This is a genomic window from Streptomyces sp. NPDC102462, assembly GCF_044765425.1.
Classification (GTDB): domain Bacteria; phylum Actinomycetota; class Actinomycetes; order Streptomycetales; family Streptomycetaceae; genus Streptomyces.
The window spans coordinates 47,449-67,066 of the sequence record NZ_JBIWKB010000007.1 but is presented as its reverse complement, the minus strand read 5'-3'; the positions used below and the strand labels follow the sequence as shown (position 1 = coordinate 67,066).

Genomic DNA, 19,618 nt, shown 5'->3' with positions numbered 1-19,618 from the left:
TGGCGCCGAGAGCCGGGGCGGCGCCGGGAGCCGGGCTGGCACCGGGAGCCGGGGTGGCGCCCGGCCGCCGGATCACTGGTCCTTGATCTTCCAGGGCATCACGATGCCGAACTTCCAGAGGTAGATCGCGAGCAGCACCGCCACGATCACCAGGCCGATCACCGTCAATGTGATGTTGCGGCGGCGCACCTTGGGATCGAGCGCCCGCTGGGCCGCCTCGGTCACTTTCCGTTTGGTCCAGCGGAGCACCAGCTGGGCCCAGACGAACTCGGTCGCCCAGATCGCCATGCCGCCGAAGATCACCACCCAGCCGGGTCCCGGCAGCGGCAGCATGATGATGCCGGCCACCACGACCGCGAGGCCGACGACGAAGACGCCGACCTGCCAGCTCACGTGCAGCACGCGGCGCGCCTTGATGAACTCCGGCGCCCGCGACCCGAGGCCCCGCTCCTGCGGCGCGCCCGGCACTTCGGACTCCGCCTCGGACGGGCCGGAGACCGTGGCGGCCTCGCCCGATCTGTCACTCCCCGTATTCATACGACCAAACCCTACCCGAGTGAAACCAGTCACCGGAATGGCGGTGACCCTCGGTCGGGTTCTCGGCCGGAAGAGGTACCTAAAGACACGCAAAACACTCAGAGGGGTTTACAACGGCACCGTAGGTGGCATGTCGATTTCGCCGACGTGCGAATCCCCGAGCGCACACTGAGCGAAAGGCCCTGGCGCTTATGAACACCACGGTCAGCTGCGAGCTGCACCTGCGCCTCGTTGTGTCGAGCGAGTCCTCCCTGCCTGTCCCCGCAGGCCTGCGGTACGACACGGCCGACCCCTACGCCGTGCACGCCACCTTCCACACCGGAGCCGAGGAGACCGTCGAGTGGGTGTTCGCCCGCGACCTCCTCGCCGAGGGTCTGCACCGGCCCACCGGCACCGGCGACGTCCGCGTCTGGCCCTCCCGCAGTCACGGCCAAGGCGTCGTGTGCATCGCCCTCAGCTCCCCGGAGGGGGAGGCCCTGCTGGAGGCCCCGGCGCGGGCCCTGGAATCCTTCCTGAAGCGAACCGACGCCGCCGTGCCGCCCGGCACGGAACACCGGCACTTCGATCTGGATCAGGAGCTCTCGCACATCCTGGCGGAGAGCTAGGCCGCCCTCGAAGCAGCCCGGCGCCGTCCACTCGGGGAGACGGCTCGGGCCAAGACAACCGCATACGGCGTGGTCGAAGCCGCCGCCGCGAGCCTCGCGGCGGCGGCTTCGGCGTGCCCGGGCCGGTTCTGCGGCTCCCCCGGGCCGCGGGCCGACGGGAACCGCGATGCGCGGGGAGCCGTTCTTCCGGCTACCGGCCAACTACCATCGGCGGGCACCCGCCCGACCTTCACGCCAGGGAGCGAAACGTGCTGATCACCCACGACACCCGGTGCGCGCTCGACACGGTGGTGGATCTGGTGAACACCGTGCCGGAGGACGACGCGGCGCCGGACGGGCTGCCGGACGTCGCCACGCTCCAGGATTTCGTACGAAAACACGAAATCAGTGAGGTGGGGGTGCTCTCCGAGTTCGACCTGTCGGCGGTGCGCAAGGTCCGCGGGCGGTTCGCGGGGATCTTCGCGGCCCCGGACGCGCGGGCCGCCGCGGGGATGATCAACGAACTGATCGCGGCGGCGGGGACGACGCCGCGGCTCACGGACCACGACGGCTACGACTGGCATGTGCACTACTTCGCGCCGGGCGCCTCCGTGGCGGACCATCTCGCCGCCGACTGCGGGATGGCGCTCGCGTTCTTCGTGGTCGCCGGGGAGCAGGAGCGGCTGCGGCGCTGCGAGGCGCCTGACTGCCGGCGGGCCTTCGTCGACCTGTCCCGCAACCGCTCGCGCCGCTACTGCGACAGCCGGACCTGCGGAAACCGGCTGCATGTGGCCGCGTACCGGGCCCGCCGCAAGGAAGCGACAGGCTGACCGCGCCCAGCGGCTCCCGCCTGGACGCGCCCCGGGTTCCGGGCGCCACCCCCGAGGTGGGTGCGGGTGAGTTTTCGAGGCCGAGCGCCGCGGGCGTGCGCGGCCGGCGGGTCCCGCGTCCCGGTCGCCGCCGCGGTCCGAGGGCCGGGCCCGGCGCGCTTGTGCGGGTGAGCATTCGAGAGCGGTCGCCGCGGGCGTGCGCGGTCGGCGGACCCCGATCCGGGCCGCCCAGCCGCGCCCCGGCTTTCCGGCGCCACCCCGACCGCGTTCCGGGGGCCGGGCCCCGAGGTGGGTGTGGGTGAGTTTGCGATGTCGAGTTCCGCGGGCGTGCGTGGCCGCTCCCCCGGGCTCGTCTCGATGCCGAGCGCCGCAGGTCTTCGTGCCAGTTGGTCCGCCGTCCCGGCCGCGCTTCGGGTTCCGGTCCCACAGGGCCCCGCGGTCGCCGCGGGTGTTTGTGGCGGCCGGTCCCACGTCTTGGGTGCCCGGGCGTGGTTCCGACGCCGGCCGCTCGGTCGGGGGTGCGCCCCGCCACCCCGTCGGGGCCGGCCCGGAACCCGCACGGCGACCGCCCAGGGGTGGTTGGTGGCGTCGACGCCCGTCCCGGCGGGTGGCGCCGGGACCGGCGTGTACGACTCACAGCAACAGCAGATCGTGCAGCGCAGCCATGAGGAGCAGACACCCGATCACCGCCAGGAAGATCATCAGCGGTGGCTGGGAAAGGGCGAAAAGGCACCCGCGCGGCTCGTCCTTCGGCGGCGCGGCCTCGCTCTGTGTCGTGTCCAGCATCTCGGGGTGATCATGGCCCAGGTGACGGACCGTTCGCGATCAACACGCCCGGATCATGCGGGAGTTCGCCGAATTCCGTGATGTCCGTTTCGGATCCGCTCGGCTCATGATCACTCGGGGCGCGGTCCCGACGGACTGTGTCGTTTCAGTGCCAGGGCCGATGCCGGCTGCCGGGGCTCAGATGCCGTGCTTCTTCAGGATGGCCTCTATGTCGCTGAAGTCGTCCGTGGAGTCGGCGGAGTCGGCGCCGCGGGTCGTCGCGGGCCGGGCCGCGGGCCGGGAAGCCGGGCCAAGTGAGGGCGCCGAGGCGGCCGGGGCCACCGCGTCGGGCCGCGATCCACGGGCGGCCTTGCGCTGCGCGCGGGTACCGCCGCGGCGGCGCTCGACCGCGCGCGTGGTCGCGAACAGGGCCCATGCGGCGCCCAGCACGCCGAAGCCCGCCCACGCGGTGGGGCTGAACGCCGTGTCGGCCAGCCAGCCGACGACCCCCGTCATCACCAGGCCCACGGGGACGAGCGAGTAGGCCGCGATGCGGGCGGCGGCGAGGAATCGCTTGCGGTACGCGGTGACCACCGCGATGCCCAGGCCGGCCGCGGACACGGCGGAACAGACGGTCTCGGCAATCATCCGGTCCTCCTGGCGGGCTCGGGCGGGCAGACCGAAGCACGGGTGCGCTTCGTCCCTTCCATCCTGCACCGTCCCCTCCCCGCGATGCCATGGCCGGGCCCGAGATCAGGGACATCTCCGGGTCGTCTCCTTCGCAGGTGCCGGTCGGCCGCGTACGGCGCCGATTCGGTCATGCGGGCCGCGCCTGGAAGACTGGCGTCCATGAGCGAGTCCTCTCCCGCGCCCAGCGACGCCCCCGTGCCCGTGCTCGACGTCTGGTGCGAACTCCAGTGCCCTGACTGCCGCACCGCCCTGGACGACATCCGCGCGCTGCGCGCCCGCTACGGCGAGCGGCTGGAGCTGCGGCTGCGGCACTTCCCGCTGGACAAGCACCGGCACGCCTTCGCCGCCGCACAGGCTGCCGAGGAGGCGTTCACGCAGGGGCGGGGCTGGGCGTACGTCGAGGCGGTCCTCGGCCGCGTCGCGGAACTGGACCGCGAGGGAGAGCCGCTGCTGGTCCGAGTCGCCGGTGAACTCGGCCTGGACGCCGAGGAGTTCGACACGGCGCTGATCGACGGCCGGCACATCCTCATCGTCGACGCCGACCAGGCCGAGGGCAAGGCGATCGGCGTGACCGGCACCCCGACGTACGTCATCGGCGGCGAGCGCCTGGACGGCGGCAAGAGCCAGCAGGGCCTGCGCGAGCGGATCGAGGAGATCGCCGACCGGCTGCTGTCCGGGCGTACCTGACGGCGCCGTGCGCCGCGCGAACGGGCCCGGCGCCCCGGTGACCGCCGATGACCGAGCGCGCCTCAGAGCAGGTTCTTGTACAGCGAGTACTCCACCGTCTCGTACCCCAGCGACTCGTACAGCCGCTCGGCCGGTGTGTTGCCCGCGAACACGTTGAGGGCGAGGACGCGCTGTCCCGCGGCCACCGACTGGGCCTCGGCCAGCAGCATCAGGGCGCGGCCGTGGCCCCGGCCGCGGAAGCGTTCGTCGGCCTCCACGTCGAAGACGAACGCCCGGTCGCCGGCGACCGACAGCCACAGCGTGCCGACCGGGGTGCCCTCGTGCTCCAGGACGCTGAGCAGGGTGTCCGCGGTGGCCGGGCCGTCCGGCAGGGCCCGCGCGTGGTCCCGCTCCGCCTTGGCGCGCGCCGCGTCGGCGGGCACCCCGCGGTCGATCCAGCTCCGCGTGTAGTCCTTGATCGCCTTCTCCAGCCAGGGCCCGAACTCGGCCTCGGTCATGAGCCTGCTCCGGCTGCCCGCCGACAGCTTCGGCGGCACGTCGCCGAGCCGCTTGCTCATCCGGCGGTTGCGCTGGACGTAGCCGAGCGCCGTGGCCAGCCGCACCGCGGCCCCGGCCGCCGCGGGCACCGTGATCTCGACGCGCTCGCAGCCCCAGCCGCGCGCCACCTCCTCGGCGGCGAGCACAGCCACCGTGCCGCGGCCACGGCCGCGGTCCGGCTCGTCGATGCTCAGCTCGTCGAGCCGGGCCACGGTGGGCCCGAACAGCTCGTGCGTGGCGAGGTGCACCCCGCCGACGGGGCGGCCGTTCACACACACCTGGAAGTGCCGGGACAGCGCCCCGTCGGCGGCGTGCTGGAGCGGCCCGGTCGGCCGCAGGGTCGTGGTCATCACCGGATTTCTACCCCCTGCGGCGCCACGCGTCAGCCCATTTACCCGCCGCTACGGGTCGAGGTCGTCCGCGGACCGCTCCGCGAAGACCCGCATGGCCTTCGCGGTCACCGGGCCCGGCGCGCCGGGCAGGTCACGGCCGTCCACCCGGTGCACCGCCTGGACGTCGCGCAGGGTGGAGGTGAGGAAGATCTCCTCGGCGCGCTCCAGCACGTCAAGCGGCAGGTCGGTCTCCTTCGCGCCGGTCCACTCGACGGTCAGCGCGCGGGTGATCCCGGCCAGGCAGCCGGAGGCCGGCGGCGGGGTGTGCAGCTCGCCGTCCACGACGACGAAGACATTGGAGCCCGTCCCCTCGCAGAGCTGTCCGACCGTGTTGGCGAACAGCGCCTCGGACGCGCCGTGCCGGACGGCGCGGGCGAGGGCGACGACGTTCTCCCCGTACGAGGTGGTCTTCAGGCCGGTGAGGGCGCCGCGCTCGTTGCGGGTCCAGGGGACGGTGACGACGGCGGTGGAGTCGGGGCGGCGCGCGGTCTCGCCGAGTGCGACCACCAGCGTCGGGCCCTGCCCTCCGCGGTCGGAGCCGAGCGGGCCCTCGCCCGCGGTGTAGGTGATGCGCAGCCGGCCCAGCGGCACCGGGTCGGCCGCCAGGACGGCCGCGCAGGCGCGGCGGACCTCGTCCAGGTCGGGGTCGGGCAGGCCGAGGCCGCGCGCGGAACGGGTCAGCCGGTCCAGGTGCCGGGTGAGCGCGAACGGCCTGCCGTGCACCGCCTTCACCGTCTCGAAGACGCCGTCGCCCACGGTCAGTCCGTGGTCCAGCGCGGATACCCGGGCGGACTCGATGTCCCGCAGGCCGCCGTCGAGCCAGATCTTCACGTCAGGATTCCTCCCCGCTCGGGTCGTATGCGCCCGACGCTATCGCGAGCAGCCGGGACGCCTTCAGTTCGGTCTCCCGCCACTCCGCCTCCGGGTCCGAGCCCCAGGTGATGCCGGCGCCGGTGCCGAAGCGCAGCGTCGGCCCGGGCGCGCCGGTCCGGTCGAGCCAGAAGGTGCGGATGCCCACGGCCAGCTCGCCGGTGCCCCGGTCCGCGTCCACCCAGCCGATGCCGCCGCAGTACGGGCCGCGGGATGCCGTCTCCAGCGCCTCGATGATCCGCAGCGCGCTCGACTTGGGCGCGCCGGTCACCGAGCCGGGCGGAAACGCGGCGGCCAGCAGTTGCGGCCAGCCGGCCCCCGTGCGCAGCCGGCCGCGGACCGTGGACACCAGGTGGACGAGGCCCGGGTGCTTCTCCACGGCGCACAGATCGGGCACGGTCACACTGCCGGTGGCGCAGACGCGGCCGATGTCGTTGCGGACCAGGTCCACGATCATCACGTTCTCGGCGTAGTCCTTCGCCAGGAGGTCCGCCTCGGTGCGTCCGGTGCCCTTGATCGGGCCGGACTCGATCGTCGCGCCGTCGCGGCGCAGGAACAGCTCGGGCGACGCGGTGGCGATCTCCACCCCGTGCCCGGGCAGCCGGATCGTTCCGGCGTACGGCGCCGGGTTGCCGCGGGCGAGCAGCGCGGTCAGGGCGTCGACGTCGGTGTCGGGGGCGACGGGCGCGGACAGCACCCGGCACAGGTTGGCCTGGTAGACCTCGCCGGCCGCGATGTGCCTGCGGATCCGGTCCACGGCCGCCGTGTACGCGGCGTGGTCCAGGGACGACGTCCACTCCCGGGGCGCCGGCCCCCGCCACCGCCCCGGTACCGGAGCCGGTACCGGCTCCGTCCGGACGTCCGCGAAGCGGGCACAGGTCAACCGGCCCTCGAAGTCGGCCGCGACCGCCCAGAAGCCCGTGGAGTCCAGGGCCGCCGGGTCGTCGGTGACATCGAGGAGACCGGTGGCGACACGGTCGCCGAAGCGGGCGAGAGGGGACAGGTGGGGCACGCGGTCGAGTCTAGGCGGGTGTCCTCGGGGTGATGCGGGTATGTCCCGTGGGTGCCCTGACCATGCCGTTCGGTGAGCGCAGGGCAGCACGCTGCGCAAACGCGTTTTTGTGCTGGCTCGGGAATCCGCTAGAGTTCAACTCGTCGCCGGGACGCTGACGCCGACCGAAACGACAAGCGGACGTAGCTCAGTTGGTAGAGCGCAACCTTGCCAAGGTTGAGGTCGCGAGTTCGAGCCTCGTCGTCCGCTCGAAGGAACCGGGGGTTCGTCCCGATCCCCTACACTCCTGGTGGAGTGGCCGAGAGGCGAGGCAACGGCCTGCAAAGCCGTCTACACGGGTTCAAATCCCGTCTCCACCTCCATGGACGATTAGCTCAGCGGGAGAGCGCTTCCCTGACACGGAAGAGGTCACTGGTTCAATCCCAGTATCGTCCACTGGATCCGCGAGGGTCCCCGCGCGATTAGCTCAGCGGGAGAGCGCTTCCCTGACACGGAAGAGGTCACTGGTTCAATCCCAGTATCGCGCACGCACGATCCGTGACCGCGAGGTCACGGTCCCGAGGACGATTAGCTCAGCGGGAGAGCGCTTCCCTGACACGGAAGAGGTCACTGGTTCAATCCCAGTATCGTCCACACACCGAAGCCCCCGGCCGTCTCGTACGGCCGGGGGCTTCTTCGTGGGCTCAGCTGGAGAACAGCATGTGGCCGAAGCTCTTGTGACGGTGGTGGCCGTAGTGGCCGTGCCCGCCGTGCGGGGCGCCCCATGCGGGAGCGGACGGGGCCGGGTACGCCTGCGGGGCGGGCGGGGGCGGCGGGGCCGGCTGGGACCACTGGGCCTCCAGTCGGGTCAGCGCCTCCAGCTCTCCGTAGTCGAGGAAGATGCCGCGGCAGCCGCTGCACTGCTCGATCTGAACGCCGTTGCGGTTGTAGGTGTGCATCGGCGCATGGCACTTCGGACACTGCATGGTCGGCTCAACTCCTCGCCGGTCGGTCCTGCTTCGCGGTTCGCCAGGACAGACTCCGCCAGGCCCCGGCCGGTTGCAGCCTACGTCGGGAAACCGGGCGTCAACTCGGCGGGTGCGCGCTCCATTCGGGCACAGGCGTCGACGAGGGCCGCCGCCACCTCGTCCAGCGGGCGGTCCGCGGCCAGCGCCTTGGCGACGGCCACGGCGGCGGTCTGCGCGGTGAGGGCGCGGGCCGGGACGTCCAGGGCGGGCCAGGGGTCGCCGTGGCCGGGGACGGCGGGGCCGCCGGCGGCGCGGTAGGCGGTCAGGAAGCGGGTCCACTCGTCGGGCGGGAGGAGCCCGCAGGCGTACCAGGCGGCGGGGCGCGCCAGGTCCCAGGCCGGGACGCCGACGCCCAGGTCGTCGACGTCGATGAGCCGCCAGGGACCGTCCGGGGCGGGGTGCCGCACCAACTGGCCGAGGTGGACGTCGCCGTGGCAGAGGGTGGCGGGGCCCGGCATGGGGGCCGCCCCGCGCGCCCAGGCCGGCAGGGCGGCCCACGCGCGCAGGACGGGGGGTGCGGCGGGGGTGCCCGCCGTGGTGAGCGCGGTGCGAAGGCGGGTGAGCGCGCGGGCGGCCTTGAGCGGGCCGCGCATGGGCGGTGGCGCGGGGGCCGCCCGGAGGGTCGCCGTCACGGGGCCGGCCGTGGGGGTGCGGTGGAGGCGGGCGAGGAGGGTGCCGGCCGCCTCCCAAGGCGCCGCGTCGGGGGTGTGCGGGTCGACCGGAGTGCCGTACGGCCAGAGCGTCGCGAGCCGGTCGCCGAGGGTGAGCGGTGCCGTGCCGAGCGGTGGTACGAAGACGTCCGGCAGGCGGGCGGCGACGGCGAGCCGGGCGTCCAGTCCTGCACGGTCGGTGCCTGGGGCGTGGGCCTTCGCGACGACGTCCGCGTGCCGTACGACGGTGGCGTCGGGGCGGTCGGCGAGGGTGACGGCCGCTGTGCAGGCGCACGGTGTCCCGTCCGGGTGGGCCGCGCCCCTGGCCTTCGCGGCCAACGGCGGCAGGACGGAGACGGTCACGAAGATTCCTCAGGGCAGGCGGCTGCTGCCGTGAGCCTACGCGGTGGCTCCGGGCACCCGGCCGTACGCGCGGCGTGCGGGCAGAGCAATGCCGGCGCAGCTCCCCAGCTGCGCCGGCATTTGTGCCGTCCGCCGCACCCCCGTCCCCACGGGGTTTCATGGGTGGATGTCCCCGCCCGGACCGCTCTTCCGGGCCTGGGGTCGCCGGTCAGCGCCCCAGCATCACGCCCACGGACGACGCCTGTGTGGCCACCGTCTCCCAGCCGTCGAAGACGACGAGGAGCAGGGCCGCCAGGGGAAGGGCCATGAGCGTCGCCACCAGCGGGTGGCGACGGCCCTGACGGCGCGGACGGAACGCGGTGCGTCCCTGTGTGCGGAGCAGTGTCCGCGGTGCCGTGTAGGCCATGGTCCCTCTCCTGACCGTGTCGGTTGTCCTTGGCAGCGGCGGGCGTCTGACCTCGGGGGACGAGTGCTGCACCCGCCGCTTGACCTCAAATCTAGGGGGGCGGGGCCCGCGGGACGTCATGCCGTCGTATCGATTCGCGGGCCTACGGGAGGATGAGCCGTCACCTGCTGCGTACTCCCCTGGGTGGAGACGTGGTCCTACGTCTCGGGGTCTTCCCGGAGGGGGCGTCCGAAGTGATCGTGCTTTTCCGGGTTGTCCTCGCGGGGCACCGGCTGCTCGACCAGGGCGAGGACCCGGTTCGCCAGGAAACGTACGGTGCGCACGACCGTGCCGCTTCTGGTGACTTCGCTCACTTCCACCACCCCTCGGCGCACCGCCGTCTCCACCCGGCGGCCCGCCCTGCCCGCCACCACCGCGTAGGTTCGCCTCATGTCCCCGGCGTCCACGACCAACTCCACGCGGTCACCCTTCACCGGGCCAATCCCCCTTCCGTGACGGTCGGTTGGAGTCACGACACGGTCAAGGGCCGCGCGAAGGCAAGGTCCCTGACCGCTCTTCAAGTCCCCCACCGGGCACCGACAATCCGTAGGGCCGAGAGGGCGCGGCCTCTGCGCGCGGGCGGCCGGGGAAACGTAAGCTGTGCCACGTCACACGGACCGGGCAGCGGGGATGAACATGGCGATGATGCGCCTGAGGCGCGAGGACCCGCGTGTCGTCGGCTCGTTCAGGCTTCACAGACGGCTCGGCGCGGGGGGAATGGGCGTTGTCTACCTCGGGTCCGACAAGAAGGGACAGCGGGTCGCGCTCAAGGTGATCCGGCCCGATCTGGCGGAGGACCAGGAGTTCAGGTCGCGCTTCGCGCGCGAGGTCTCGGCGGCTCGGCGGATCCGGGGCGGCTGCACGGCGCGGCTCGTCGCGGCGGATCTGGACGCCGACCGGCCGTGGTTCGCCACCCAGTATGTGCCGGGCCCCTCGCTGCACGACAAGGTCGCCGAAGAAGGGCCGCTCGGGGCCGCCGATGCGGCGGCCGTCGGGGCCGCCCTGTCCGAGGGCTTGGTCGCCGTGCACGAGGCCGGGGTGGTGCACCGGGATCTGAAGCCGTCCAACATCCTGCTGTCCCCGAAGGGGCCGCGGATCATCGACTTCGGCATCGCCTGGGCGACCGGCGCCTCCACGCTCACCCACGTCGGCACGGCGGTCGGCTCCCCGGGGTTCCTCGCGCCCGAGCAGGTGCGCGGGGCGGCCGTCACGCCGGCCACCGACGTGTTCTCGCTGGGGGCCACGCTGGCGTACGCGTCGACCGGTGACTCGCCGTTCGGGCACGGCAGTTCGGAGGTGATGCTGTACCGGGTGGTGCACGAGGAGCCGCAGTTGCACGGTGTGCCGGACGCGCTCGCCCCGCTCGTGCGGGCCTGCCTCGCCAAGGACCCCGAGGAACGGCCGAGCACGCTCCAACTGTCGTTGCGGCTCAAGGAGATCGCGGCCCGCGAGGCACAGGGCCTGCCCGATGTACGGCCGCCCTCGCCGCGCGTCGCCGAGGCGGAGCGGCCCACCGGCCGGCTCACCGAGACCTACCCGCAGCCGCAGCGCACCCAGCGCCGCCCGCCGTCCTCGCAGGGCGGTACGCCGGCGCCGCGCAGCGGGGCTCCCTCGCGGGGCGGTACGCCGGCGCCACGGGGCGGGGCTCCCTCGCGGGGCGGCACACCGTCGCGCGGGGGCGGTGCCGCACGCGGGAGCGGGGGCGCCGCGCGGCCCGGCGGCGCACGGCCGGCCCCGGCGTCGCGCGGCACGACGCGGTCCGGCAGCGGGAGCAGGCCCGCTCCGCGCAGCGGGGCCGGGCGCACGGGGCCGCGCCCCACGGGCACCGGCAGGCGGCCCGCCAATCCGCGGCTGCTGCGGCAGCGGCTGTTCGTGTTCGTCGTGGTGACCCTGCTGGTCGCGCTCGGCATCGCGCTGGCCCAGGGGTGTCAGGGCCCCGCACGCGGCCTGGGCGGCGGCGCGAGCGGCGGCGTCGTCGGCACGCAGGAGCGAAACGTGCCACCGCAGACCGGTCACCGGAGCGCCGCGGCTCCGCAATAGCCCCGGAACCGGAAGCCATGGCTCCGCAATGACCCCGGACCCGATGCGCCGTGGGCCGGGAGCCGGAGTGGCGCGGCTCCGCAACAGCCCCGGAACCGGAAGCCATGGCACCGCAATGACCCGGACCCGATGCGCCGTGGTCGACAGCCGCGGTACCGGTGCGCCGTGCCCCGGGTCTCCCCGGGCACCGTGGGCCGGGAGCCGGAGCGGCGCGGCTCCGCAACAACCCCGGAACACGAAGCCATGGCACCGCAATGACCCGGACCCGATGCGCCGTGGTCGACAGCCGCGGTACCGGTGCGCCGTGCCCCGGGTCTGCCCGGGCGGCGTGGCTCTGGAGCCTTTGGTGCATGTCGTCGCGCGGCTGGTGTCGTGGTCGGGTGGGCCGGGGGCGGGGCCTAACCGCGGGGGCGGCCGGTGGCCACCGCGTAGAAGGCCACCGCTGCCGCCGCGCCCACGTTCAGCGAGTCGACGCCGTGCGACATGGGGATGCGGACCCATGCGTCGGCGGCGACCAGGGCCTGGGTGGACAGTCCGTCGCCCTCGGCGCCGAGCATCAGGGCCACCCGCTCCATCCGGTGCGGGGCGGCCTCGTCGAGGGAGTCGGCCTTCTCGTCGGGGGTGAGCGCGAGGAGCGTGAAGCCCGCCTCGCGGACCGACTCCAGGCCCTTGGGCCAGGTGTCGAGGCGGGCGTACGGCACGGAGAACACCGCGCCCATGGAGACCTTGACGCTGCGGCGGTAGAGCGGGTCGGCGCAGTCCGGGGAAAGCAGGACGGCGTCCATGCCGAGGGCGGCGGCCGAGCGGAAGATCGCGCCGATGTTGGTGTGGTCGTTGACGGACTCCATGACCACCACCCGGCGTGCGGAGCGCAGGAGTTCGGCCGCCGTGGGCAGGGGCTTGCGCTGCATGGAGGCGAGGGCGCCGCGGTGCACGTGGTAGCCGGTGACCTGCTCGGCGAGTTCGGGGCTGACGGCGTAGACGGGGGCGGGCAGTTCGTCGATCACGTCGCGCATGACGTCGATCCACTTGGCCGAGAGCAGCATCGAGCGCATCTCGTAGCCCGCTTCCTTGGCCCGTCTGATGACCTTCTCGCCCTCGGCGATGAACAGTCCCTCGGCCGGCTCGCGCTTGCGGCGCAGTTCGACGTCGGTCAGGCCCGTGTAGTCGCTCAGGCGGGGGTCGTCGGGGTCCTCGACGGTGATGAGATCGGCCACAGAGTGATACTGCCTTGTCCTGGGTGCGCTGCCAACGGCTCGGGAAGGGTTCTGTTACCCGCGGTTACTCGGGAGGTGCGGTCACCGGGCGCCCGGGCTCACCCGGCGGGCTCCGCGGCGGGGCGCGGGCCGACGGCGACGACCTCGCCGATGACGATGACCGCCGGCGGCTTCACGTCCTCGGCGCGGACGGTCTCGGCGACGGTGGCGAGCGTCGCGTCGACCCGGCGCTGCGCGGCCGTCGTGCCCTCCTGGACCAGGGCGACCGGGGTGCGGGGGGACCTGCCGTGGGCGATGAGCGTCGCGGCGATCTGCCCGATCTTGTCGACGCCCATGAGGACCACGAGCGTGCCGGTGAGCCTCGCCAGCGCCGGCCAGTCGACCAGGGAGCGCTTGTCGTCCGGGGCGACATGGCCGCTGACCACGGTGAACTCATGGGCGACGCCCCGGTGGGTGACCGGGATGCCGGCCGCGCCGGGCACCGAGATCGAGCTGGAGATGCCGGGGACGACCGTGCAGGGGATGCCGGCCTCGGCGAGCGCCTGGACCTCCTCCATGCCGCGGCCGAAGACGAACGGGTCGCCGCCCTTGAGGCGGACCACCGACCTGCCCTGCCGGGCGTGCTGGATCAGGGCGTCGTTGATGGCCTCCTGGGCCATGGCGCGGCCGTAGGGGATCTTCGCCGCGTCGATCACCTCGACGTGCGGCGGGAGTTCGGCGAGCAGGTCGCGCGGGCCGAGACGGTCGGCGATGACCACGTCGGCCTCGGCGAGCAGCCGGCGCCCGCGCACGGTGATCAGGTCGGGGTCACCGGGTCCGCCGCCGACCAGGGCGACGCCCGGGACGCGGGTGCGGTGGTGCGGGGCGACCAGCGTGCCGTCGCGCAGGCCCTCGACGACCGCGTCGCGGATGGCGGCGGTGTGCCGGGGGTCGCGCCCGCGGGCGTCGGTGGTGAGGACCGCGACCGTGACGCCCGCACTGTGGCCGGTGGCCGGGGTCCAGGCGGTGGCGGCGTCCGCGTCGTCGGAACGGACGCACCAGACGCGGTGCCGCTCCGCCTCGGCAGAGGCTGCGGTGTTGGCCTCCGGGTCGCTGGTGGCGATGAGCGCGTACCAGGCGTCCGCGAGGTCACCCTCCTCGTAGCGGCGCCGCACCCAGGTGATCGTCCCGGCGTCCGCCATGGCCTCGACGGAAGGGGTCGCCTCGGGCGACACGAGGAGGACGTCCGCGCCCGCCGCGACGAGCGCCGGCAGCCGGCGCTGGGCGACCTGGCCGCCGCCGAGGGCGACCACGCGACGGCCGGCGAGGCGGAGTCCTACGGGATAGGCGGGGTGTTCGGCCATGAGGGGCGGCTCCTGGTGCGGGCGGTGCGGTGGGCGCGCTACGGCTCCGGAGCGACCCTGACGTGCGGATTTTAGGACGCGGACGGGGCAGGCCGCACGGGTGGTCCGGCAGCTGAACCCCGGACCACCGCGGTCGGCGGTGCCCGCCTCCCGGCCGTCCCCGCCGCGCCTACTTCTCGGTCACTCCGGCCGAGTCGAACGTCGCCACCTCGTGCATCGCCCGTGCCGTGCTCTGCACCAGCGGCAGGGCGAGCAGCGCACCCGTGCCCTCGCCGAGCCGCAGATCGAGGTCGACCAGGGGGCGCAGGCCCAGCTTGTTCAGGGCGGCCACATGGCCGGGCTCGGCGCTGCGGTGGCCCGCGATGCAGGCCGCAAGCACCTCCGGGGCGATGGCGCGGGCCACCAGGGCGGCGGCGCCCGCGCTGACCCCGTCCAGGATCACCGGCGTACGCAGCGAGGCGCCGCCGAGGAGCAGGCCGACCATGGCGGCGTGCTCCAGACCGCCGACCGCGGCGAGCACCCCGATCGGGTCGGCCGGGTCCGGCTGGTGCAGTTCCAGGGCGCGCCGGACGACCTCGGTCTTGCGGGCCAGCGTCTCGTCGTTGATGCCGGTGCCGCGGCCGGTCACCTCGGCGGGGTCGGCGCCGGTGAAGACGGCGATCAGGGCGGCGGACGCCGTGGTGTTGGCGATGCCCATCTCGCCGGTGAGCAGCGCCTTGTTGCCCGCCGCGACCAGGTCGCGGGCGGTTTCGATGCCGACCTCGATGGCCTGCTTGACCTCCTCGCGGCTCATCGCCGGGCCGGTGGTCATGTCGGACGTCCCGGCCCGTACCTTGCGGGGCAGCAGACCGGGGGTGGCCGGCAGGTCGGTGGCGACGCCCACGTCGACCACGCAGACCTCGGCGCCCACCTGGCCCGCGAACGCGTTGCAGACCGCTCCCCCGCCGAGGAAGTTGGCCACCATCTGAGCGGTGACCTCCTGCGGCCACGGGGTGACGCCCTGGGCGTGCACGCCGTGGTCACCGGCGAAGACCGCGACGGCGGCGGGTTCCGGGATCGGCGGGGGGCACTGCCGGGACAGGCCGGACAGCTGGGCCGAGATGATCTCCAGCATGCCGAGCGCGCCCGCGGGCTTGGTCATGCGCTTCTGCCGCTCCCATGCCTCGCCGAGCGCCTTGGCGTCCAGCGGGCGGATGCCGGCGACGGTCTCGGCGAGCAGGTCGTGCGGGTCCTCGCCGGGCAGCGCGCGACGGCCGTAGGTCTCCTCGTGCACGACCCAGGACAGCGGGCGGCGCTTGGACCAGCCGGCCTGCGCCAGTTCGGGCTCGTCCGGGAACTCGTCGACGTAGCCCACGCACAGGTAGGCGACGACCTCCAGGTGCTCGGGCAGGCCGAGGGCGCGGACCATCTCCCGCTCGTCGAAGAAGCTGACCCAGCCGACGCCCAGCCCCTCGGCCCGTGCGGCGAGCCACAGGTTCTCCACGGCGAGCGCGGAGGAGTACGGCGCCATCTGCGGCTGGGTGTGCCGGCCGAGGGTGTGCCGGCCGCCGCGGGTCGGGTCGGCGGTGACGACGATGTTCACCGGGGTGTCGAGGATGGCCTCGATCTTCAGTTCCTTGAACTGCTTCGCCCGGCCCTTGGGCAGCGACTTGGCGTAGGCGTCGCGCTGGCGCATGGCCAGTTCGTGCATGGTGCGGCGGGTCTCGGGGGACCGGATGACGACGAAGTCCCAGGGCTGTGAGTGGCCGACGGAGGGCGCGGTGTGGGCGGCCTCCAGGACCCGCAGCAGCACCTCGTGCGGGATGGGGTCGCTGCGGAAGCCGTTGCGGATGTCGCGCCGCTCGCGCATCACCTTGAGCACGGCCTCGCGTTCGGCGTCCTCGTAGCCGGGCGCGGCCGGTCCTGCGGGCCGCCGTGTCTCCTCGCCCGTGGCGTCCTCCTGGTCGGCGGCCCTGGTCTGCAGGTCCTCAGCCTGCTGGACGACGTCGGGGGCGTCCTGCGCGGGTTCGGCCTCCCGGGGCCCTGGGACCGTGGCGACGGGCTGCTGGGGGGCCGCCGGGGCGGGCTGCGGCTCGCCCTGGTCCTGTGCGGGCAGGACGAGGGGCTGGGGCGGGGTGGGGGCGAGGTGCGGGGTCGTGGGCACCGTGCCGTCGACCGGCACGAAGTGTCCCAGGGACTGGTCGCCGTCCGGGACGGCCACGACGGTGCCGGGCAGGGGGGTCTGCTCGCCGGGGGCGTCGCCCGCGGGCGTGACGGCGCCGGGAGCGTCGTCACCGGGAGCCCCTTCGACGGGAGTGCCCTCGGCAGGCGTGCCATCGGCGGGAATGCCTTCGGTGGGGGCAGCGCCGTCGGACGCGTCGATGCCGGGACCCACGGGGCCGGATGTGTCGTTGCCCGGGGTTAGGGCCGGCGCCTCCGCCGTGGGTGGTTCCTCCGGCCGGACGGCCTCGGCGGGCGCGGGCGCAGGTTCGGTGCCGGGCGCGGCCTGGGCGTCGGACAGGGCCACAGCGCCCGGCCCGGCCTTGGCGCCGGGCCCGTTCTGCGGCTCGGCGGTTTCGGGACGGTGCGGGGCGAACTGCGGCCCGGCGGCCTCGGCCGCCGCGGCGGCGGGCACGGACCCGTCGTCGGCCACCGAATCCTCCGGGGCGAGGTGTGCTCCCTCGACCGGTACGGCGGGGTCCGGCTCGGCGTACTGCGGGGCGGCGGGTGCCGGGGTGCCGGCCACGGGCGTCGGGGTGCCGTCGCCGGTGGATGCCGCCGGCACCGGGCCTGCCACGGACGGCGCGGGCTCGGCCGGCGGCACGGGGACGGCTCCTTGGGAACCGGCGGGGACCGCCTGCTGGAGCCCGTCGGGCCCGGGGAGGTGCGCGACCGGCTGGGCCGGGTCGCTGTGCGGGGCGCCCTCGGGCGCGAACCCGGCCTGCGGGGCGAGCGGCGCCTCGGGGGACGCGGCCTGCACGCCGTCCTCGGGCCCGGCCTGCGCTCCCAGGGCGCCCTCGGCGGTCGGCGTTCCCTCGGCGAGCGGCGCGTCCGGCGCCGTGAGGGCGGTCTGCGCACCGAGCGTCCCGTCCGCACCGGTGGCGGCCGTGCCGGTCGGCGCAGGGTCCGGCACCGGGCCGTCCTCCGGGTCGTATCCGCTCTCGGGGCCGCCCGGCGCCGCCGTGCCGTGGGGGGCTTCGACGGCCGGAGTGCCGGCCACCGCGTACGCCCCGTCGTGGCCGTGCCCGGGGTGCGTGTCCGCCGCTCCGTGCGGCTCCTGCCCGGTCTCCGGCTCCTGCGCGATCACCGGCTCCTGCGCCGTCGCCGGAGCCGCCGCCCGGGCCGCGTGGTCCGTCAGGTCGGTGCCGTCCGCCACGACCGCGCCCGGGGCGAGCCGGGGCACGACGCTCTGCGCGGCGCCGACGAGGCCGGGTCCGGCCGGAGCAACCGCTTCCGCGGTCGCGGGCAGGCCGACCGCCTGGGGCACCGGCATCTGGGGCGCGCCCCACGGCGCCGCGCTCTGCGGGGCCAGGTCGCGCAGCGGCTGGACGTCGAGGTATTCGGGGCCGGTCGTGGGCGGCCCCGGGTGCCGCACCGGGGCGCCCGCGGGACCGCGGTCGGCCAGGGAGCGGACCGGGCTGGCTGAGGCGTCCGGGATCGGCGGGCCGAGGTGCAGCGGCCGGCGCGGGGCCGCGGTCGCGGCCTGGTCGTGCGGGGCCGACAGGATGGGGGACGCGGCGGCGGACACGGGGGCGGGTTCGGGCGGCCGGACGCCGCTGAGGTCGACGGAGCCGCTGTCCCGGCCGGCCGTCTCGTGCGGGCCGGGTTCGTGGACGGCCTCGACGACGGGCTCCGGGGCGGGCGGGGGCACCTCGTTGCCCCAGGCGCCCTGGGCGCCCGGCAGCAGCAGCTCCTCGTCTTCGGCGGGGGCGTCGGAGAGGTAGTGGTACGCGCCGTGCGCGGGGACGCCCGGCTGCTCCACCATGCCTGCGCTCTCCGGCAGCCCCTCGCCCGGGACCTGGCCGGTGTCCGTCATGCGTACCCCTCGCCCATCGGTTAGTGCTCCTACGACCAGCTCGCCCGGAGCGGCGCACCGACCGCCCGCAGTGAAGAACGAGCGTGCGTGCCCAGCGGCACGAACGACCGCCCGGAAAAGGCGACAAAGCCATTCGGTGGCATTGTCCCGGCCGTTCCGCCGTCGCGACAGCGTGATCCGCGACAGCCCGCTGTGGACTGCGCCACGTTGCGCGTCCTCCGGTTCTGCCGTACCACACCCGCCCCAAAAGGGGCGTGTTTTCCGGACATTGACGAACGAATATCCGGGCCGCCCGGTGCGGTACAACGATCGGCCAGCCTACCGCGCGCAGTACGACAACAGGATCACGGGGCGCGACCGGCAGGGGTCGCGGGCCGTCTCTCAGCGCGGCGTTTCGCGCGCCGGAAGCTCCCCGGTGAGCAGGAACACGACGCTCCGTTCCGTCTCCGTCCAGGCCCTGGTGTCGAGTTCGACGGACTGCAGGAGGGCGCACCCGACCCGGTATCCGTGTTCGGTCAGGTCGCGGCCGACGAGTTCGGCGGCGTCCCGGGTCGCGGCGTGTGTGACGATGCGCTGCGGGCGGCGGTCGGCCACCGCCGAGACCACGGCGGCTCCGCCGCCGCCGACCCGTACGACGTCCGGTTCGGGAAGGTTCTCCAGGACGTGCGGGGCCGTGCCGTGCACGATCTGGAGCTGGACCCCGAAGGCGCGGGCGGCGTTCTCGGTGCGGGCGCACGCCCCGAGGTCCCGGTCGACGGCGATGACGGCGGCGCCGGCCCGCGCGGCCTCGGTGGCGAACGCCCCGCCGGCACAGCCGATGTCCCACACCAGGTCGCCGACGCGCGGTCCCAGACGGGCCAGTTGGGCGGCCCGGAGCAGATCGGTCTCGCCCTCGCCGAGTCCGCCGCCGTACGCCTCGTCGGGCTGGACCCAGCCGCGCGGGCCCTGGCCCGGGTCGCGGCCGGCGATCCAGCCGCCGCTGTCCGCGGCGCCGGCCGGTCCGGCCGGGCCGCCGATGACGATCACGAGGTTGGGGTCGCGCCAGGCGTGGTCGGCGGCCTTGTCGGAGGTGACGACGGTGACCCGCTCGCGTTCGGTGCCCAGTTCCTCGCAGATGACGAAGGTGCGGTGCACTCCGTCGAGCAGCAGGCCGAGTTCGGCGGGGCCCGCGCCGGGTGAGGTGAGCACGGCGACCTTGGTGTGGGCGCGGCATACGTTCACCGCGCGGCGCAGGGTGCGCCGGTGTGCGACGACCACCTGGGCGTCGTCCCAGGGCATGCCGGCGCGTGCGAAGGCCGCGGCCACCGCGGAGACGGCCGGGACGACCTCGACCTCAAGGCCGAACTCGGGGGCGCGCAGGGTCCGTACGACTCCGAAGAAGCCGGGGTCGCCGTCGGCGAGCACGACCGCGCTGCCGCGGTGCGCGGCGATGCGCCGGGCGGCCAGGGCGACGCTGCCGAGACGGATGCGTTCGGCGGTGGGCGGCACCTCGGGCAGGGCCAGGTGGTGGGCCGCGCCCGCGACGAGGGTGGCGGCGCCCAGCGCGGAGCGCGCCGCCGCGGTCAGCGGCGAGCCGTCCCAGCCGATCACCGTGACCCGGTCGGCCATCGTCGTCAGTCTCCAGAGTCTTCGCA

The 19,618-nt window shown here is 74.5% G+C and carries 18 protein-coding genes and 5 tRNA genes; 9 read left to right on the top strand and 14 right to left on the bottom strand.

What is annotated here, in order from left to right; genetic code table 11:
* Positions 1-72: 72 nt before the first annotated feature.
* A complete protein-coding gene (locus tag ACIRFL_RS08590; RefSeq protein ID WP_404025448.1) occupies positions 73-537 on the bottom strand; it encodes a TIGR02611 family protein in 465 nt (154 codons plus the stop codon).
* A 191-nt stretch (positions 538-728) separates the two neighbouring features.
* On the opposite strand from ACIRFL_RS08590, the gene ACIRFL_RS08585 reads away from it, so the two are divergent.
* Together ACIRFL_RS08585 and ACIRFL_RS08580 are read left to right on the top strand one after the other, a co-directional pair.
* Entirely contained in the window at positions 729-1,142 is a 414-nt protein-coding gene (locus ACIRFL_RS08585; RefSeq protein ID WP_004002642.1) for an SsgA family sporulation/cell division regulator, read from the top strand.
* A 248-nt stretch (positions 1,143-1,390) separates the two neighbouring features.
* A complete protein-coding gene (locus tag ACIRFL_RS08580) occupies positions 1,391-1,951 on the top strand; it encodes a CGNR zinc finger domain-containing protein (RefSeq protein ID WP_404025446.1) in 561 nt (186 codons plus the stop codon).
* Positions 1,952-2,584: 633 nt separating this feature from the next.
* On the opposite strand, the gene ACIRFL_RS08575 is transcribed toward ACIRFL_RS08580, so the two are convergent.
* Positions 2,585-2,737 carry a hypothetical protein gene (locus tag ACIRFL_RS08575; protein WP_167345734.1) on the bottom strand — a complete coding sequence of 51 codons (153 nt, stop codon included), beginning with the start codon at positions 2,735-2,737 and terminating at the stop codon, positions 2,585-2,587.
* Between the two features lie 177 nt (positions 2,738-2,914).
* Positions 2,915-3,364: a hypothetical protein gene (locus ACIRFL_RS08570; RefSeq protein ID WP_404025444.1), complete on the bottom strand. Its 450-nt coding sequence runs from the start codon at positions 3,362-3,364 to the stop codon at positions 2,915-2,917.
* A gap of 201 nt (positions 3,365-3,565) precedes the next feature.
* On the opposite strand from ACIRFL_RS08570, the gene ACIRFL_RS08565 reads away from it, so the two are divergent.
* Positions 3,566-4,093: a DsbA family protein gene (locus ACIRFL_RS08565; RefSeq protein ID WP_404025443.1), complete on the top strand. Its 528-nt coding sequence runs from the start codon at positions 3,566-3,568 to the stop codon at positions 4,091-4,093.
* A 62-nt stretch (positions 4,094-4,155) separates the two neighbouring features.
* On the opposite strand, the gene ACIRFL_RS08560 is transcribed toward ACIRFL_RS08565, so the two are convergent.
* Genes ACIRFL_RS08560 through ACIRFL_RS08550 form a run of 3 tightly spaced genes read right to left on the bottom strand, consistent with a single transcriptional unit; the run spans position 4,156 to position 6,904 of the window.
* Entirely contained in the window at positions 4,156-4,980 is an 825-nt protein-coding gene (locus ACIRFL_RS08560; protein WP_404025441.1) for a GNAT family N-acetyltransferase, read from the bottom strand.
* Between the two features lie 51 nt (positions 4,981-5,031).
* Complete coding sequence (locus ACIRFL_RS08555) at positions 5,032-5,853, bottom strand: aminotransferase class IV (protein ID WP_404025438.1); 822 nt, start codon at positions 5,851-5,853, stop codon at positions 5,032-5,034.
* Position 5,854: 1 nt separating this feature from the next.
* Positions 5,855-6,904 carry a chorismate-binding protein gene (locus ACIRFL_RS08550; protein WP_404025437.1) on the bottom strand — a complete coding sequence of 350 codons (1,050 nt, stop codon included), beginning with the start codon at positions 6,902-6,904 and terminating at the stop codon, positions 5,855-5,857.
* A 176-nt stretch (positions 6,905-7,080) separates the two neighbouring features.
* On the opposite strand from ACIRFL_RS08550, the gene ACIRFL_RS08545 reads away from it, so the two are divergent.
* From ACIRFL_RS08545 to ACIRFL_RS08525, 5 genes are all read left to right on the top strand, one after another.
* A tRNA-Gly gene (locus ACIRFL_RS08545) sits at positions 7,081-7,153 on the top strand.
* A gap of 39 nt (positions 7,154-7,192) precedes the next feature.
* Positions 7,193-7,266, top strand: a tRNA-Cys gene (locus ACIRFL_RS08540).
* Between the two features lies 1 nt (position 7,267).
* Positions 7,268-7,339 (top strand) — tRNA-Val (locus ACIRFL_RS08535).
* Positions 7,340-7,359: 20 nt separating this feature from the next.
* Positions 7,360-7,431 (top strand) — tRNA-Val (locus tag ACIRFL_RS08530).
* A gap of 34 nt (positions 7,432-7,465) precedes the next feature.
* Positions 7,466-7,537 (top strand) — tRNA-Val (locus tag ACIRFL_RS08525).
* Positions 7,538-7,587: 50 nt separating this feature from the next.
* Here ACIRFL_RS08525 and ACIRFL_RS08520 read toward each other — a convergent pair.
* The 4 genes from ACIRFL_RS08520 to ACIRFL_RS08505 form a co-directional block, all read right to left on the bottom strand.
* Positions 7,588-7,869, bottom strand: a complete 282-nt coding sequence (locus tag ACIRFL_RS08520; protein ID WP_404025434.1) for a zf-TFIIB domain-containing protein — start codon at positions 7,867-7,869, stop codon at positions 7,588-7,590.
* Positions 7,870-7,949: 80 nt separating this feature from the next.
* Positions 7,950-8,924, bottom strand: a complete 975-nt coding sequence (locus tag ACIRFL_RS08515) for a phosphotransferase family protein (RefSeq protein ID WP_404025432.1) — start codon at positions 8,922-8,924, stop codon at positions 7,950-7,952.
* Positions 8,925-9,132: 208 nt separating this feature from the next.
* Positions 9,133-9,330 (bottom strand): hypothetical protein, encoded by a 198-nt coding sequence (locus tag ACIRFL_RS08510; protein ID WP_404025430.1) that lies wholly within the window; start codon positions 9,328-9,330, stop codon positions 9,133-9,135.
* A gap of 197 nt (positions 9,331-9,527) precedes the next feature.
* Positions 9,528-9,803, bottom strand: coding sequence for a hypothetical protein (locus ACIRFL_RS08505; RefSeq protein ID WP_404025428.1), 276 nt, complete (start codon positions 9,801-9,803; stop codon positions 9,528-9,530).
* A 196-nt stretch (positions 9,804-9,999) separates the two neighbouring features.
* Between ACIRFL_RS08505 and ACIRFL_RS08500 the strand changes: the two genes are divergently transcribed.
* A complete protein-coding gene (locus tag ACIRFL_RS08500; RefSeq protein ID WP_404025741.1) occupies positions 10,000-11,409 on the top strand; it encodes a protein kinase in 1,410 nt (469 codons plus the stop codon).
* 398 nt (positions 11,410-11,807) lie between these two features.
* On the opposite strand, the gene ACIRFL_RS08495 is transcribed toward ACIRFL_RS08500, so the two are convergent.
* From ACIRFL_RS08495 to cbiE, 4 genes are all read right to left on the bottom strand, one after another.
* Positions 11,808-12,626: a TrmH family RNA methyltransferase gene (locus ACIRFL_RS08495; protein ID WP_404025427.1), complete on the bottom strand. Its 819-nt coding sequence runs from the start codon at positions 12,624-12,626 to the stop codon at positions 11,808-11,810.
* Positions 12,627-12,724: 98 nt separating this feature from the next.
* Positions 12,725-13,969, bottom strand: a complete 1,245-nt coding sequence (gene cobA, locus ACIRFL_RS08490; protein ID WP_404025424.1) for a uroporphyrinogen-III C-methyltransferase — start codon at positions 13,967-13,969, stop codon at positions 12,725-12,727.
* A 169-nt stretch (positions 13,970-14,138) separates the two neighbouring features.
* The gene (gene cobT / locus ACIRFL_RS08485) at positions 14,139-17,984 is read right to left on the bottom strand and encodes a nicotinate-nucleotide--dimethylbenzimidazole phosphoribosyltransferase (RefSeq protein ID WP_404025421.1); all 3,846 of its coding nucleotides are present in this window, start codon (positions 17,982-17,984) and stop codon (positions 14,139-14,141) included.
* 381 nt (positions 17,985-18,365) lie between these two features.
* Positions 18,366-19,592: a precorrin-6y C5,15-methyltransferase (decarboxylating) subunit CbiE gene (gene cbiE / locus ACIRFL_RS08480; protein ID WP_404025419.1), complete on the bottom strand. Its 1,227-nt coding sequence runs from the start codon at positions 19,590-19,592 to the stop codon at positions 18,366-18,368.
* Positions 19,593-19,618 lie beyond the last annotated feature (26 nt).

Excerpts from the sequence above, each read along its gene's own strand:
- ACIRFL_RS08500 (WP_404025741.1), top strand. The coding sequence starts at position 10,000 with ATGAACATGGCGATGATGCGCCTGAGGCGCGAGGACCCGCGTGTCGTC.
- cobA (WP_404025424.1), bottom strand. The coding sequence starts at position 13,969 with ATGGCCGAACACCCCGCCTATCCCGTAGGACTCCGCCTCGCCGGCCGT.
- ACIRFL_RS08570 (WP_404025444.1), bottom strand. The coding sequence starts at position 3,364 with ATGATTGCCGAGACCGTCTGTTCCGCCGTGTCCGCGGCCGGCCTGGGC.
- ACIRFL_RS08565 (WP_404025443.1), top strand. The coding sequence starts at position 3,566 with ATGAGCGAGTCCTCTCCCGCGCCCAGCGACGCCCCCGTGCCCGTGCTC.
- ACIRFL_RS08510 (WP_404025430.1), bottom strand. The coding sequence starts at position 9,330 with ATGGCCTACACGGCACCGCGGACACTGCTCCGCACACAGGGACGCACC.
- ACIRFL_RS08520 (WP_404025434.1), bottom strand. The coding sequence starts at position 7,869 with ATGCAGTGTCCGAAGTGCCATGCGCCGATGCACACCTACAACCGCAAC.
- ACIRFL_RS08560 (WP_404025441.1), bottom strand. The coding sequence starts at position 4,980 with ATGACCACGACCCTGCGGCCGACCGGGCCGCTCCAGCACGCCGCCGAC.
- ACIRFL_RS08575 (WP_167345734.1), bottom strand. The coding sequence starts at position 2,737 with ATGCTGGACACGACACAGAGCGAGGCCGCGCCGCCGAAGGACGAGCCG.
- ACIRFL_RS08585 (WP_004002642.1), top strand. The coding sequence starts at position 729 with ATGAACACCACGGTCAGCTGCGAGCTGCACCTGCGCCTCGTTGTGTCG.
- ACIRFL_RS08590 (WP_404025448.1), bottom strand. The coding sequence starts at position 537 with ATGAATACGGGGAGTGACAGATCGGGCGAGGCCGCCACGGTCTCCGGC.
- cobT (WP_404025421.1), bottom strand. The coding sequence starts at position 17,984 with ATGACGGACACCGGCCAGGTCCCGGGCGAGGGGCTGCCGGAGAGCGCA.
- cbiE (WP_404025419.1), bottom strand. The coding sequence starts at position 19,592 with ATGGCCGACCGGGTCACGGTGATCGGCTGGGACGGCTCGCCGCTGACC.